This window comes from Streptomyces sp. SID4985, assembly GCF_009863025.1.
Lineage (GTDB): Bacteria > Actinomycetota > Actinomycetes > Streptomycetales > Streptomycetaceae > Streptomyces.
This window is the reverse complement of the sequence record NZ_WWIR01000002.1, coordinates 1-13,377: the sequence shown is the minus strand read 5'-3', so window position 1 is coordinate 13,377 and position 13,377 is coordinate 1. Positions and strand designations below refer to the sequence as shown.

The window sequence follows — 13,377 nt, the reverse complement described above, 5'->3', positions numbered from 1 at the left end:
CGGTCGCGCCGGTCGCGCCGGTCGCGCCGGTCGCGTTCTGCACGGGCACCGCGGCCGGGGTCTCCTGGGCGCGGCGGTACGTGATCAGGTCCGCGATGGAGATGATCGTCAGGCCGTGCTTGCGGGCGAACGGGATCAGCTCGGGCAGCCGCAGCATCCGGCCGTCCTCGCCCGCGATCTCCACGATGGCACCGGCCGGGCGCAGTCCGGCGAGGCGGGCGAGGTCGACGGCGGCCTCGGTGTGGCCGTCGCGGACCAGGACGCCGCCCTCGCGGGCGCGCAGCGGGAAGATGTGACCGGGGCGCACCAGGTCGGCGGGCTCGGCGGTGCCGCTCGCAAGGAGCTGGAGCGTGGTGGCGCGGTCGGCGGCGGAGATGCCGGTGGTCACGCCGTGCGCGGCGGAGGCGTCCACGGAGACGGTGAAGGCGGTGCGCAGGGCCTCGGTGTTGTCCTCGACCATCTGCGGCAGCCGGAGCCGGTCGAGTTCGGCGCCCTCCATGGGCGCGCAGATCAGGCCCCGGCACTCGCTCATCATGAAGGCGACGATCTCGGGGGTGATCTTCTCGGCGGCGATGACGAGGTCGCCCTCGTTCTCCCGGTCCTCGTCGTCCACGACGACGATCGGGCGGCCGGCCGCGATGTCGGCGACGGCGCGCTCGACCGGGTCGAGCGTGAAGTCCTCGGCGCTGTCGGTGTCGAGGTGGTGCAGGGGCGGTGCCGAGGTCATGCCGGGGCTCCTTCCAGGACGGGCCGCGCCGCTTCGCGGGAGCGCAGCCACCAGTCGCGCATTCCCCACAGGACGAGTGCGCCGTAGATGACGTAGACGAAGCCGGAGAAGGCGTAGCCGTTGGCGAAGTTGAGGGGGACGCCGACCACGTCGACCAGGAGCCAGGCGATCCAGAACTCGGTCATGCCCTTGGCCTGGGCGTACATGGCGACGATGGTGCCGACGAAGATGTAGGCGTCCGGCCAGGGGTCCCAGGACAGGGACGGGTAGGCGGTGAAGAGCAGGGCGACGGCGACCGTGCCGATGGCCGCGCCGGCGATCATCGCGGCCCGCTCGCGCCAGGTGGCGAAGCGGGGGCTGATGTGTCCGCCGGTGGCGTTCTTGCCCCGCTGCCACTGCCAGAAGCCGTAGACCGCGACGGCCATGACGACCGCCTGCTTGCCCGCGCTGCCGGTCAAGTGACCGTAGAAGGCGGCGAAGAGGATCAGGCCGGAGACGAACTGGACCGGCCAGGTCCACAGGGAGCGGCGCCAGCCGAGGGCGAGGGCCGCCAGGCCGAAGACGTTGCCCAGCATGTCGGACCAGAGGATGTGCTGGCCGAGCAGCGTGAACGCCTCGGAGTTCAGTGAGTTCACCGGCCGTCCCCCTGCCCGGCCGCGAGCAGCCGCTCCACGTACTTGGCGATGACGTCGACCTCGAGGTTGACCGGGTCGCCGGGCTGCTTGTGGCCGAGCGTGGTCAGGTCGAGGGTGGTCGGGATGAGGCTGACGGTGAAGTAGTCCGCGCCCGCCTCGACCACGGTGAGGCTGATGCCGTCCACGGTGATGGAGCCCTTCTCCACGACGTAGCGGGAGAGGTCGGCGGGCAGCGAGATCTTCACGATCTCCCAGTGCTCGGAGGGGGTACGGGCCAGCACCTCGCCGGTGCCGTCGACGTGGCCCTGCACGATGTGGCCGCCGAGGCGGGCGCCGACCGCGGTGGGGCGCTCCAGGTTGACGCGGGAGCCGACGGCGAGCACGCCCAGGCTGGAGCGCTTCAGCGTCTCGGCCATGACATCGGCGGTGAACTCGTCGCCCTCGTGGTCCACGACGGTGAGACAGACTCCGTTCACGGCGATGGAGTCGCCGTGCCGCGCGCCTTCGGTGACGACGGGACCTCGGAGCCGGAAACGGGAGGCGTCGTCGAGATTCTCGACGGCGGTGACTTCACCCAGCTCTTCGACGATTCCGGTGAACACTTCCCGGGTCCTCCTGCCTCATGGGGCACGGACTCCGGGGCGCGTCGATGACGACGGCAGGAACGGACGGGGCGCTACCGGGTGCGACGCCGAGGGGACACGTCCGCGTGCGGACGGTCCTGATACGGCGGCGCGCATCGGTGATGCCCGCCCGCCGCGCACTGCCTCCCATCCGGACTTTAACCGTCGGTCCAGGAATTTCACCTGGTCAACCGGCCGCTGGAAGCGACCGGGTCGCGGACTGTAACCGCCGGTTCGGAATTTCACCGACCCCGGAGTGCGCTGCTTCTGGTACACGGCAAGTGTGCCATGCCCGACTGTCACCCATGCGGGCGAGCGGTGTGGGCTGCCTCACAAGGGCGGCGGTCCGGCTCGCGCCACTCGCCAACGCGCTGCTCAACCCCCTTTCCTTACAGTCGTGTTGAGCATGGTCCGGACCTATTGACCACAGTGGTCTAGTCCTCTTAAGGTGCGGACGGACCCGGCGGCGGTGACGACGGCCCTTGCCCGCCGCCGGGTCACCACGACCTCCATGTCACATCCGCGCCGCCCCGTCCGTCCCACCCTTGAAGGGGTGAAGCGCCCCGCAGGGGAAGTGGAGGACGGATGAGCACGATCCTGGTGACCGGCGGGACCGGCACGCTCGGGCGGCACGTGGTGGGGCGGCTGCGGGAGGACGGCCACGCGGTACGGGTGCTCAGCAGGCACGCCGAGCCGTACGCCGTCGATCTGCGCGCGGGCGGTCCGGGCCTGGACGCGGCCTTCACGGGCGTGGACACGGTGGTGCACTGCGCGAGCAGCCCCCGGGGCGGGGACGAACAGGCGGTGGACCACCTGATCGCCGCCGCACGGCGCGCCGGTACGGCACACCTGGTCTACATCTCGATCGTCGGCGTGGACCGGGTGCCGCTCGGTTACTACCGCGTCAAGCTCGCGGTGGAACGGCGGATCGAGGACTCGGGCCTCGGCTGGACCGTGCTGCGGACGACCCAGTTCCACGACCTGGTGGCCACGGCACTGCGGGCCCTCACCGCCCCTCCCCTCGCCCTGCTCCCCGCCGGGCTCTCCGACCAGCCGGTGGAGGTGACCGAAGTGGCATCCCGCCTGGCCGAGTTGGCCCAGGCCGCACCGGCGGGGCGGGTGCCCGACATGGGCGGCCCGGAGGTGCGGTCCCTGCGCTCCCTGGCCCGCGCCTATCTCCACGCGACCGGCCGCCGCCGGCTCCTGGCGGAGGTGCCGCTGGCGGGGCGGACGTACCGGGCGTTCCGCGCGGGTGGGCATCTGGCGCCGGAGGAGGCGGTGGGGAAGGTGACGTTCGAGGAGTATCTGGCGGAGCGAGGTCGGTAAGGGCTGGGGGCCCGAGGCTTAGAAGGCGTCCCGGTGGCCCGGCGGGGTGAAGAGTTCGTCCTGCGCCCGGTCGCGCGCGGTCAGCAGGGCCCCGCGCAGCACGGCTCCGCCGCCGAGTTCGCTCGCCCGCACCTCGGTGGCCAGCGGCGACATCCGCCGCAGCCGCTCCGCCACCCGTCCGGCCAGCTCCGCTCCCCCGGCCTGCCCGACCTCGCCTCCGAGCACGACACAGCCGGGGTCGAGCAGGGCGGCCACGGAGGCCGCGCCTATGGCGACGCGGTCGGCGAGGGCGTCCAGGAAACCTCCCGCGTGCACGGCATCCGCGGCGGCCACGGCCTCCGCACCCGGACCCGGACCCGGACCCGCACCCGGACCCGGACCCGCCAACGCCTCCACCGCCTGCACCGCCTCCGCCACCACCCGAGCCGCCCCCGGCCCGTCCATGATCCCCGGCACGGGCAGCCCACCGCGCGCCGCCAGGGCGCCGATCGCCGCCGCGCCCACCAGGGCGTGGAAGCCGCCCTCGCAGTCCGTCGCGGAGGGCAGCCCGCCCGTGCCCGGCACCGGCAGGAAGCCGATCTCGCCCGTGCCCCCGGAGGCGCCCCGGCGCAGGGTGCCGTCCAGGACGACGGCGGCGCCGACTCCGTGCCCGAGCCAGAGCAGGACGAAGGTGTCCCGGTCGCGGGCGGCACCCTCGCGCTGCTCGGCCACGGCGGCGAGGTTGGTCTCGTTCTCGACGGTCACCCGCGCCCCGGGCAGCCGCTCCTGGAGCGCGGCGACCAGGCTCCGGTGCCACGCGGGCAGTCCGCTGGAGTCGCGCAGCTCGCCCGTGGCCGGGTCCACCAGTCCGGGCGCCCCGATCCCGACGGTGTGCAGACGCCCCCACCCCGCTCCCCCGGACGCCTCCGTCGCCACCCGCTGCACCGCGCCCACCGCACGCTCCACGGCCGCCCCGGTCCCCGCCTCCCCGTCGATCGGCACGGAGACCTCGGCCAGGACGCGCCCGACCAGGTCGGAGACCAGCACGAGGACACCGCCCGTGCGCACGTCCAGCGCGGCGAGATGGGCCCGGTCGGCGACGATGCCGTACAAGCGGGCGTTGGGGCCCCGGCGTTGGGCGCCGGACTCGCCGACGACCGTGATGAGACCGGAGGCGGCGAGGCGTTCGAGGAGGTCGGCGACCGTCGGGCGGGAGAGGCCGGTGAGTTGCTTGAGGCGGCCCGCGGTGAGGGAGCCCTCCTGCTGGAGGAGGCGGAGGGCGAGCCGGTCGTTGATGAGCCGGGCGGTGCTCGGTGATGCGGGCATGACCGGAATCCTCCCAGAGGGGCGGGACGGCTCGTGGCCGTACGTCCACTATCTATCAGGCAGGCTCCCTGATAGTTTTCGCGGCGTACTGCCGGTGACTCCTGGGGAGGGGACCTGACATGGGCGACGAGAAGGAGTTCCCGGCCGCGACGCTGAGGCGCGCCCGCTTCGCCGTCGCGGCCGTGTTCGCCGTGCACGGCGCGGTGACCGGCTCGTTCGCCACCCGCGTGCCCTGGATCCAGGACCACGCGGACCTGAGCGCGGGGCAGCTCGGCTTCTCGCTCGCCTTCACCGCGCTCGGCGCCTCCTGCGCCATGCCGCTGGCGGGCCGGATCACGCACCGCTACGGCACCCGTACGGCACTGCGCGGACTGCTCACCCTCTGGACGCTCTCCCTGGTGCTGCCCTCGCTGGCGCCGAACCTGCTCACGCTCTGCCTGGCGATGTTCGTCTACGGCGCCGCCGCGGGCATGGCCGACGTGGTCATGAACGCCCTCGGTGTCGAGGTCGAGCAGCGGCTCGGACGGTCGATCATGTCCGGTCTGCACGGCATGTGGAGCGCGGGCGCGCTGATCGGCTCGGCGGCGGGAACCCTCGCCGCGCACCTCGGCTCGGACGCCCGGCTGCACCATGTACTGGCCGCCGCCGTACTGACCGTGCTCGGCCTGGTCGTCTGTACCTGGGTGCTGGATCTGCGGCCCACCGAAGAGGAGGAGGCGCCGCCGAGGTTCGCGCTGCCGCCCCGCTCGGCCCTGCTGATCGGCGCGGTCGGCTTCTGCGCGGTGTTCGCCGAGGGGGCGAACCTGGACTGGTCGGCGGTGTTCCTGCGGGACCGGCTCGGCGGCTCGCCCGGACTCGCGGCGGCCACGACGACCGGGTTCATGCTGACCATGGCGGTGGCCCGGATCGCCGGGGACGCGGTGGTCGACCGCTTCGGCCCGGTGCGCACCGTACGGGCGGGCGGGGTCCTCGCGGGGCTCGGCGGTCTGCTGGTCGTCGTCGCGGACCGGCCCGCCGTGGCGATGACCGGCTTCGCGCTCATGGGTCTCGGCATCGCCGTGGTCGTCCCGCTGTGCTTCGCGGCGGCCGGACACGCGGGCCCGAACCCGAGCCAGGCCATCGCGGGCGTCGCCACCATCACCTACACCTCGGGGCTGGTCGCGCCGAGCCTGATCGGCGGGGTGGCCCAGGCCACCAGCCTGACCGTGTCGTTCGCCGTGGTGACCGTCCTGGCCCTCGGACTCGCCCTGTTCGCGGGGGTGTTGCGCACCGCCGGGCGCGGCGGCACGACGGAGGCCGCGCGGCAGGCGGCGGTGGTTCCGGGGCCACCGGCCTGACGTACTGACCGGGCCGGCCGCCATTCCGGGGAAACTCCCCTGGTCGGAAGGGCAGGGGCACCGCCCCTCACCCCCGACAATGGTGCAGACCCACATCGGTACAGAGAAAGCGAAACCCCACCATGGACCTCGGCGTGCGCTGGAAGCTGCACGGGGACGGCAAGTCACCCGCACCCGGAGCGGTGGTACGCCCCGACGAACGGCTCAGCTGGCCCCGCACGGTGGGCCTCGGCGCCCAGCACGTCGTGGCGATGTTCGGAGCCTCCTTCGTCGCCCCCGTGCTCATGGGCCTGGACCCCAACCTGGCGATCATGATGTCGGGTGTGGCGACGGTGATCTTCCTGCTCGCCACGCGCGGGCGGGTGCCGAGCTATCTGGGCTGTTCGCTGTCGTTCGTGGGCGTGGCCGCCGTGATCCGGGCGGACGGCGGCACCAGCGCGACCGTGACCGGCGCGATCCTGGTCGTCGGCGCGGTGCTGTTCCTGGTGGGACTCGCGGTGCAGAAGTTCGGCGCGCGGATCATCCACGCCGCGATGCCGCCGATCGTCACCGGCGCCGTGGTCATGCTGATCGGCTTCAACCTCGCCCCGGTCACCGCGACCGTCTACTGGCCACAGGACCAGTGGACGGCGCTGCTCGTCATGCTGTTCACCGGTCTGGCGGTCGTCTGTCTGCGCGGTTTCTGGTCGCGCATCGCGATCTTCCTCGGCCTGGTCTTCGGCTATCTCATCTCCTGGGTCTTCGACCTGGTCTTCGGCAAGATCCACTCGGCGGACGCGAGCGGCAAGATCACCGACCACTGGCGCCTCGACCTCTCCGGCGTCGCCAAGGCCGACTGGATCGGACTCCCCCACTTCCACGGCCCCAGCTTCCAGTGGTCCGCGATCCTGGTCGCGCTGCCGGTCGTGATCGCCCTGGTCGCCGAGAACGCGGGTCACGTCAAGGCGGTCGGCGAGATGACCGGCACCTCCCTGGACGACAAGCTGGGTACGGCGATCTCGGCCGACGGTGTCGCCTCCGTGCTCTCGACCGCCGTGGGCGGCCCGCCGAACACCACCTACTCCGAGAACATCGGCGTGATGGCCGCGACCCGCGTCTACTCCACCGCCGCCTACTGGGCCGCCGCCTGCTTCGCCCTGCTCTTCGGCGTGTGCCCGAAGTTCGGCGCGGTCGTGGCCGCGATCCCGGGCGGTGTGCTCGGCGGCATCACCGTCATCCTGTACGGCATGATCGGCCTGCTCGGCGCGCAGATCTGGCTGCACGGCAAGGTGGACCTGCGCAACCCGCTGAACCTGGTCCCGGCGGCCGCGGGCATCATCATCGGCGTCGGCAACGTCACCATGAAGTTCTCCGACACCTTCTCGCTGAGCGGCATCGCGCTCGGCACCCTGGTCGTCATCACCGGCTACCACGCGCTGCGCGCCTTCGCCCCCGCGCACCTCAAGGTGCAGGAGCCGCTGCTGGACGAGGGCACGTCGTCGTACGACGACGAGACGCAGGAGCCCGGCAAGTCCTGACGGCGGCGCCCACGCCGACCGCGCCGTCCGCCCGTTCCTGGCCGCGGCGGCGTGCACCGTTCGCCCGTTCCGGCGAAGCACCGGTCCGTACGGCCTCCCGTCCGGGCCGGTGCTGCCACCCTTCCCCCATGGCGCAGCCGCGATACCCCGTCTCCACCGTCGACACCGTCCTGTCCCGGATGCGCGCCCTCGCGGCACAGCTTCCCGCGCGGGACGGTGTCGCCGTCTTCAACCGGGTCTATCTCGCCGTCACCGAGGAGGTGGACCGGCGCCTGGACGCCGGGGAGTTCCCGGACCGGCGGGCGGCGGCCACCCTGGACGTGCGGTTCGCGGAACGGTATCTGACGGCGGTGGACGCGGCCGACGCGGACCGTGGGGCGCCCGCCTGCTGGCGCCCGCTGTTCCAGCTCCGCCGCCATCCCGGCGTACGTCCGCTGCAGTTCGCGCTGGCCGGCATCAACGCCCACATCGGGCACGACCTGGCGCTCGCCGTGGTGGACGCCTGTCACGCGCTCGACTGCGAACCGGCCGATCTGGAGGACGAGTTCGACAGGGTCGGCGAGCTGCTGACCGCGCTGGAGGAGCGCATCCGCGAGGACCTGATGCCGGGTCCCGACCTCCTCCAGATCGCCGACCCGCTCACGCATCTGCTGGGTTCCTGGAGCCTGGAGCGCGCCCGGGACGCCACGTGGTCGGCGGCGCGGATTCTGTGGGCGCTGCGCCGGTGCGGCGAGGTGGCCGAGGAGTTCGCCGGGCGCCTGGACGCGGCGGTCGGCTTCGCGGGCCGGATGCTGCTGACGCCGCTCGGCGACTGAGTCGCCGGTGACCGACGTGGCCTGAAGTCACTCGTCCGAGGGACATGCGGAACAGCCGGACGGATGCCGCGCGTTGTGCGAGCAGAACCCGATCGCGAAGGAGTGGCGGCATGACGATCCGGCTGGGCCTCGGCCTTCCCCAGACGCACCAGTACGACATCGGCAGGGACGTGCCCGAGGTGGCACGCGCGGCCGAGAGCATCGGCTACGAGAGCGTGTGGGTCTTCGAGCGGGCCCTGTTCCCGGAGCCCGCGACCCAGGGGTTGTACGGCATAGAGGGGCTGCCCTGGCCCGACAGTTACCGGGGCGTGGCCGACCCGCTGGTCACCCTCACCCTCGCGGCGGCGGCCACCGAGCGCGTGGAGCTGGGCTCCAGTGTCCTGGTCGCCCCGCTGCATCTGCCGTTCCAGCTCGCCAAGTCCCTGGCCACGCTGGACGCGGCGAGCCGGGGCCGGGTACTCGCGGGCTTCGGCACCGGCTGGTCCCTCGACGAGTACGCGGCCTCGGGCATACGGCCCTTCGCGGAGCGCGGCAAGGTGCTGGACGAGGTCATCGACGTGTGCCGGGCGGTGTGGGGTCCGGATCCGGTCGTGCACCGGGGAGAGATCTCCGACATCCCCTCGGCCGTGGTGGGCCCGAAGCCCGCGCGCCCCCTCCCGATCCTGCTCGCGGCGCGGACCCGGCGGGCGCTGCGCCGCGTGGTGGACCGGGCCGACGGCTGGCTGCCGACGACCACCGGCGCCGGTCAGCTCGCCGCCGACCTGCGCGAGCTGCGGGACCTCGCGGCGGAGCGGGGCCGCACCAAGCCGCTGCGCACGGTCCTCCGCGCCAACGTCACCCTGCGCACCAAGCCCCACGACGACGCGGACCGGCCGGCCTTCACGGGCAGCGTCGACCAGGTCGTGGAGGACCTGGTGGCGCACGCCGGTATCGGGCTCGACGACATACTCGTGGAATTGCAGACGTCCGCGCGGGACGCGGCCGAGCTGACGGACCTGGCGGCGGAGGTGTACGAGAAGGCGAGGGCGGCCGGGATCTGAGCCCCGTCCGCCCCGTCCGCCCGCCTGGGCTCCCGCTCAGTCCTCCGGCAGCTCGACGGGCGCGATCTCGTCGTAGAGGTCGCCGGGGCCCGGGTTGGTCCGGTCGGTCTCGCCGCCGAAGTGGTGCATGACGCCCCAGACCGCGTTCAGCGCGGTCTGGACGGCGCCCTCGGCCCACCCGGCGGTCCAGGAGATGTCGTCACCGGCGAGGAAGATGCCGCGCTTGTCCTCGGGCAGCCGGTCCTGCATGAAGTGGGTGAACAGGCGCCGCTGGTAGCGGTAGTGACCGGGCAGGTTGGCCTTGAACGCGCCCATGAAGTAGGGCTCGTTCTCCCAGGAGACGGTCACCGGGTTGCCGATGATGTGCTTCCTGATGTCGACCTTCGGGTAGATCTCGCCGAGCGACTTCAGCATGACCTCCATCCGCTCGTTGGCGGACAGCGGGAGCCACTTCAGGCTGTCGTCGCACCAGGTGTACGACAGGCAGATGACGGCGGGCTTGTCGGGGCCGTCGTCCAGCAGATAGGTGCCGCGCGTCATGCGGTCGGTGAGCGTCATCGACATGACGTCCCGGCCCGTCTCCTCGTCCTTGTCCAGCCAGAACGGCCGGTCGACGGGCACGAAGAGCTTGGAGGACTCCATGTAGTGGGTGCGCTCGATCGCGGTCCAGTGGTCGATCGGGAAGAGCGAGTCGTCGCAGGCGATCTTGGACAGCAGCATCCAGGACTGGGCGGTGAAGACGGCCGCCTGGTAGGTGCGGATGTCGCCGTTCGCGTCGGTGACGGTGATCCGGTTGCCCGAGGTGCGGTGCAGCCGGGTCACGGCCGGGCGGGGCTCGCCGTTCACGTGCAGGGACGCCAGCGAGGTGCCGTACGGCCAGTGGACGATCTTCTCCGGCTCGCGCTCCCACAGGCGCAGCGGCAGTTGCTGGGAGCCGCCGACGATGCCCCGGTGATGGTCGTCGGCCTCGGTGTAGACGACCCGCAGGATCTCCAGGATGGAGTTGGGGAAGTCGGTGTCCCAGCCGCCGGTGCCGAAGCCGACCTGGCCGAAGATCTCGCGGTGCCGGAAGGACTTGAACGCCTCGGACTCGCAGAGGAAGCCGTAGAAGGTCTGGTTGTCGAGCTTCTCGACCAGCCGGGCCCAGATCTCGCGGATGCGCGGCACGTCCCGCTCGCGCAGGGCGCGGTTCATGTCGGTGAAGTCGGCGCCCTCTTCGAGGCACTTGTTCCACGCCTCGGCGACGTCGCGGTAGACCTGGGGCAGGTCGGCGGCGGTCTCGGCGTAGTGCGACTCGCCCTTGAGGTCGACGACGGTCGAAGGGGTCGCCTCGGCAAGGGGGTTGGGGAAGGGCGTGGTCTCCAGGCCGACCAGGTCGATGTAGTGCTGGAGGGCGGTGGAGGAGGGCGGGAAGCGCATCGCGCCCATCTCGGCGGTCAGCGACTCGTCGCAGCCCTCGAAGCCGACCGTGCGCAGCCGTCCGCCGAGCTGGTCGGCCTCGTAGACGACGGGCTTGAGGCCCATCTTCATCAGCTCGTACGCGGCGATGACGCCGGACAGTCCGCCGCCGATGACGGCGACCTCGGTGCCGTGCTCGGTGGCCGGGATCTGGCCGAGCCCCGCCGGGTGGGCGAGGAAGTCGTCGTAGGCGTAGGGGAAGTCCGGGCCGAACATGGTGATCGGCGGCTGCTGCTCACCGGCGTGCTCGACGGCGTTGGGCACCGTGGACGTCATGGGGTACGGACTCCTTGCACGGAAGAACTGGTTACGCGGAGGAACGGGGGTGAACTCGGGCCGGTCCGGGCCGGGTTCAGGACTGGTCGACCAGCGGCCCGTACAGACCGGGGCGCCGGTCCGCGAGATACGGGTTCGCCTCGCGGGAGGCGGCCAGGAAGGCGGGGTCGGTGTCGGCGAACACCAGCTGCTCGGCGCCGCGCCCGGCCCGCGCGCGGGCGACACCGTCGGGTCCGGCCAGCGTGGAGAGCCCGACGAACTCGAACTCCCCTTCCTTGCCGACCCGGTTGACGTACGCCACGTACATCTGGCTCTCGAAGGCGCGCACCGGGATCATCGACTCGGGCACGAACTGGTACGGGTGCATCTGCGCGGTCGGCACCACCAGGAGGTCGGTCCCGGCGAGGGCGTGGGCGCGGGTGTTCTCGGGGAACTCCACGTCGTAGCAGATCATCAGGCCGACGGTGAGACCGTTCAGCTCGGCCTGGACGACGGCCTGCTCGCCCGGGGTGAAGTGGTCGCGCTCGAAGCAGCCGAAGAGGTGGGTCTTGCGGTAGTTGGCGAGGGAGCGCCCCTCGGCGGAGACGAGCTGGGCCGAGTTGTAGACCGCCTCGCCGTCCCGCTCGGGGTAGCCGTAGGCGACGGCGACGCCGTGGTGGGCGGCGATCTCCGCGACCGCTCGCGCCGAGGCGCCGTCGGCGGGCTCCGCGAGGCGGGCGATGTCGTCGCCGATCGCGTACCCGGTGAGGAACATCTCCGGCGCGGCCAGCAGCCCGGCGCCCGCCGCCGCGGCACGGCCCGCCGCCTCGTCGAGGACCTTGAGGTTCTCGGCGACGGAGCCGGGGCGGCCGGAGCTCTGGAGCAGGGCGGTGCGCATGAGTGGTCCTCACCTGAGGTGAAAAGAGGGGTTGGGAAGTCAGATAGACGGTACGGTCGGCGCGCTCGGCCTCACAAGAAGCAGCCGTTGCGCGCGGGTGCGCGGTTCGTTGCGTGCGCGGGCGCGGATACGGCGATTCGTTGCGCGGCCCGGCGCCGGAGCCTCAGATCTGCCGCAGCCGGTGCACGATCTCCCGCAGCAGGTCGGGGTCGGCGGCCGGGCCGGTGACCGGCAGACGGCGGGGCGCGTCGATGCGGATCAGGCCCGCCTCGGCGAGATCGCCGAGCAGGACGCGGACGACGGTCAGGGGCAGGTCGGCGTCGACGGCCAGCTCGACCAGCGGGCGCGGCCCGCGCCGGATCAGGTCGAGCAGGGCCGCCCCCGCGTGCTCGACACCGGGCACGGGTGCCGTCTCCGGGTCCAGCGCCGTGACCCGGGACATCAGGTCCACGGCGTGCCGCCCCGAGGGCCGGGTGCGGCCCCGGGTCACGGTGTACGGGCGCACCATCGCGCCGGTCTCGTCCTCGTACCAGCGCTCGTCGGGTCCTTGCTCCTCGTCCGGCTGGTCGTCGTATGCCTGGTCGTCGTCCGTCGGCTCCTCGGGCCCGTGCTCCTCGTACGCCTCCTCGTCGTACGCCCCCGCCGCGTGCCCGTACCGCCGGTACCCGTATCCCTCGTACGGGTCGTACGGGTGCCCTTCCCCTTGCCCGTCCCAGCGCTCGTCGCACCGGTCCCCGTTGTTCACCGCCGGGTCAGGAGGCCGAGCGGGTCGCGGCGTCCAGGTGGCGGCCGAGTCGGCGCACCAGCAGGGCCATCTCGTGGCCGAGCTGTCCGACGTCGCTGCGGGCCTCGCTGAGGACGGCGAGGCGGCTGCCGTGACCGGCCGGGGTGATGAAGAGGTAGGCGTCCTCCAGCATGACCATGGTCTGCCGGATCCGCCCGGTGCCGAACCGCTCCCCCGCCGAGCGGGCCAGCCCGTGTAAGCCGGAGCAGACGGCGGCCAGGTGCTCGATGTCCCGCCGCCGCATCCCCTCCGAGCAGCTCAGCGCCAGTCCGTCGGCGGTGAGCAGCACGGCCTGGCGCACATGGTCGGTGCGCGCCACGAGGTCGTCGAGCAGCCAGCCGAGATCCGTCCCGGGCACTCCCTCGGGCACCAGCGGGCTCTGGGCGTTCCGGTCGTCACCGTACATCGTCGGTGTCCATCCCTTCGTCGACGTGAGTGCTCGCGTGGTCGGGGGGTACGGGGCGCGGGCCGGGGGCCGGGGCACCGGGCTCCGCGGGTGTCGCGGAGCCCTGGCGGCCCAGGTCCCGGCCGCGCTGGAAGGCGCCGAAGATCGCGCGCATCTCCTCGGGGTCGGCGGCGACCTCCGGTGTCTCCGGCGGCGGCTCGTCGCGCAGCTCGCGGGCGAGGGACGCCTGGCGGACGCGGGTGGGGAGCGCG

13 protein-coding genes, 1 pseudogene and 1 riboswitch are annotated in these 13,377 nt (G+C 72.6%); of the genes and pseudogenes, 5 read left to right on the top strand and 9 right to left on the bottom strand.

Annotation, left to right across the window (positions count from 1 at the left end; all coding sequences use genetic code 11):
- From ribB to GTW40_RS00130, 3 genes are all read right to left on the bottom strand, one after another.
- Positions 1-727 (bottom strand): 3,4-dihydroxy-2-butanone-4-phosphate synthase (ribB, locus tag GTW40_RS00140; protein WP_237525251.1); only part of this gene is annotated, 727 nt, incomplete at its 3' end.
- Entirely contained in the window at positions 724-1,362 is a 639-nt protein-coding gene (locus GTW40_RS00135; protein WP_161178082.1) for a nicotinamide mononucleotide transporter family protein, read from the bottom strand. The genes GTW40_RS00135 and ribB, both read right to left, overlap by 4 nt.
- The gene (locus GTW40_RS00130; RefSeq protein WP_161178081.1) at positions 1,359-1,964 is read right to left on the bottom strand and encodes a riboflavin synthase; all 606 of its coding nucleotides are present in this window, start codon (positions 1,962-1,964) and stop codon (positions 1,359-1,361) included. The genes GTW40_RS00135 and GTW40_RS00130 overlap by 4 nt, the downstream gene beginning before the upstream one ends.
- Positions 1,965-2,118: 154 nt before the next feature.
- A riboswitch (FMN riboswitch) is annotated at positions 2,119-2,249 on the bottom strand.
- A gap of 321 nt (positions 2,250-2,570) precedes the next feature.
- Here GTW40_RS00130 and GTW40_RS00125 point away from each other — a divergent pair.
- The gene (locus GTW40_RS00125; RefSeq protein ID WP_161178080.1) at positions 2,571-3,311 is read left to right on the top strand and encodes an NAD(P)H-binding protein; all 741 of its coding nucleotides are present in this window, start codon (positions 2,571-2,573) and stop codon (positions 3,309-3,311) included.
- 18 nt (positions 3,312-3,329) lie between these two features.
- Here the strand turns inward: GTW40_RS00125 and GTW40_RS00120 are convergent, their stop codons facing one another.
- Complete coding sequence (locus GTW40_RS00120) at positions 3,330-4,616, bottom strand: ROK family transcriptional regulator (RefSeq protein ID WP_161178079.1); 1,287 nt, start codon at positions 4,614-4,616, stop codon at positions 3,330-3,332.
- Positions 4,617-4,735: 119 nt separating this feature from the next.
- On the opposite strand from GTW40_RS00120, the gene GTW40_RS00115 reads away from it, so the two are divergent.
- From GTW40_RS00115 to GTW40_RS00100, 4 genes are all read left to right on the top strand, one after another.
- Positions 4,736-5,953 carry an MFS transporter gene (locus GTW40_RS00115; protein ID WP_161178078.1) on the top strand — a complete coding sequence of 406 codons (1,218 nt, stop codon included), beginning with the start codon at positions 4,736-4,738 and terminating at the stop codon, positions 5,951-5,953.
- Positions 5,954-6,075: 122 nt separating this feature from the next.
- A complete protein-coding gene (locus tag GTW40_RS00110; RefSeq protein WP_161178077.1) occupies positions 6,076-7,470 on the top strand; it encodes a solute carrier family 23 protein in 1,395 nt (464 codons plus the stop codon).
- Between the two features lie 128 nt (positions 7,471-7,598).
- Positions 7,599-8,285: a DUF5995 family protein gene (locus GTW40_RS00105; RefSeq protein WP_161178076.1), complete on the top strand. Its 687-nt coding sequence runs from the start codon at positions 7,599-7,601 to the stop codon at positions 8,283-8,285.
- Between the two features lie 110 nt (positions 8,286-8,395).
- Positions 8,396-9,325, top strand: coding sequence for a TIGR03619 family F420-dependent LLM class oxidoreductase (locus tag GTW40_RS00100; RefSeq protein ID WP_161178075.1), 930 nt, complete (start codon positions 8,396-8,398; stop codon positions 9,323-9,325).
- Positions 9,326-9,361: 36 nt separating this feature from the next.
- Here GTW40_RS00100 and GTW40_RS00095 read toward each other — a convergent pair whose 3' ends face one another.
- From GTW40_RS00095 to GTW40_RS00075, 5 genes and pseudogenes are all read right to left on the bottom strand, one after another.
- Positions 9,362-11,059 (bottom strand): NAD(P)/FAD-dependent oxidoreductase, encoded by a 1,698-nt coding sequence (locus GTW40_RS00095; RefSeq protein WP_161178074.1) that lies wholly within the window; start codon positions 11,057-11,059, stop codon positions 9,362-9,364.
- A gap of 76 nt (positions 11,060-11,135) precedes the next feature.
- Positions 11,136-11,936: a carbon-nitrogen hydrolase family protein gene (locus GTW40_RS00090; RefSeq protein ID WP_161178073.1), complete on the bottom strand. Its 801-nt coding sequence runs from the start codon at positions 11,934-11,936 to the stop codon at positions 11,136-11,138.
- A 163-nt stretch (positions 11,937-12,099) separates the two neighbouring features.
- Positions 12,100-12,681 carry a DUF742 domain-containing protein gene (locus GTW40_RS33655; RefSeq protein ID WP_343245579.1) on the bottom strand — a complete coding sequence of 194 codons (582 nt, stop codon included), beginning with the start codon at positions 12,679-12,681 and terminating at the stop codon, positions 12,100-12,102.
- A 7-nt stretch (positions 12,682-12,688) separates the two neighbouring features.
- Positions 12,689-13,126, bottom strand: a complete 438-nt coding sequence (locus GTW40_RS00080) for a roadblock/LC7 domain-containing protein (protein WP_237525250.1) — start codon at positions 13,124-13,126, stop codon at positions 12,689-12,691.
- Positions 13,116-13,377, bottom strand: a pseudogene (locus GTW40_RS00075) (histidine kinase); the annotation flags it as partial. The pseudogene GTW40_RS00075 and the gene GTW40_RS00080, both read right to left, overlap by 11 nt.

Coding starts and splice junctions, on each gene's coding strand:
- GTW40_RS00110 (WP_161178077.1), top strand. CDS start 6,076: ATGGACCTCGGCGTGCGCTGGAAGCTGCACGGGGACGGCAAGTCACCC.
- GTW40_RS00095 (WP_161178074.1), bottom strand. CDS start 11,059: ATGACGTCCACGGTGCCCAACGCCGTCGAGCACGCCGGTGAGCAGCAG.
- GTW40_RS00105 (WP_161178076.1), top strand. CDS start 7,599: ATGGCGCAGCCGCGATACCCCGTCTCCACCGTCGACACCGTCCTGTCC.
- GTW40_RS00115 (WP_161178078.1), top strand. CDS start 4,736: ATGGGCGACGAGAAGGAGTTCCCGGCCGCGACGCTGAGGCGCGCCCGC.
- GTW40_RS00120 (WP_161178079.1), bottom strand. CDS start 4,616: ATGCCCGCATCACCGAGCACCGCCCGGCTCATCAACGACCGGCTCGCC.
- GTW40_RS00100 (WP_161178075.1), top strand. CDS start 8,396: ATGACGATCCGGCTGGGCCTCGGCCTTCCCCAGACGCACCAGTACGAC.
- GTW40_RS00125 (WP_161178080.1), top strand. CDS start 2,571: ATGAGCACGATCCTGGTGACCGGCGGGACCGGCACGCTCGGGCGGCAC.
- GTW40_RS00090 (WP_161178073.1), bottom strand. CDS start 11,936: ATGCGCACCGCCCTGCTCCAGAGCTCCGGCCGCCCCGGCTCCGTCGCC.
- GTW40_RS00080 (WP_237525250.1), bottom strand. CDS start 13,126: ATGTACGGTGACGACCGGAACGCCCAGAGCCCGCTGGTGCCCGAGGGA.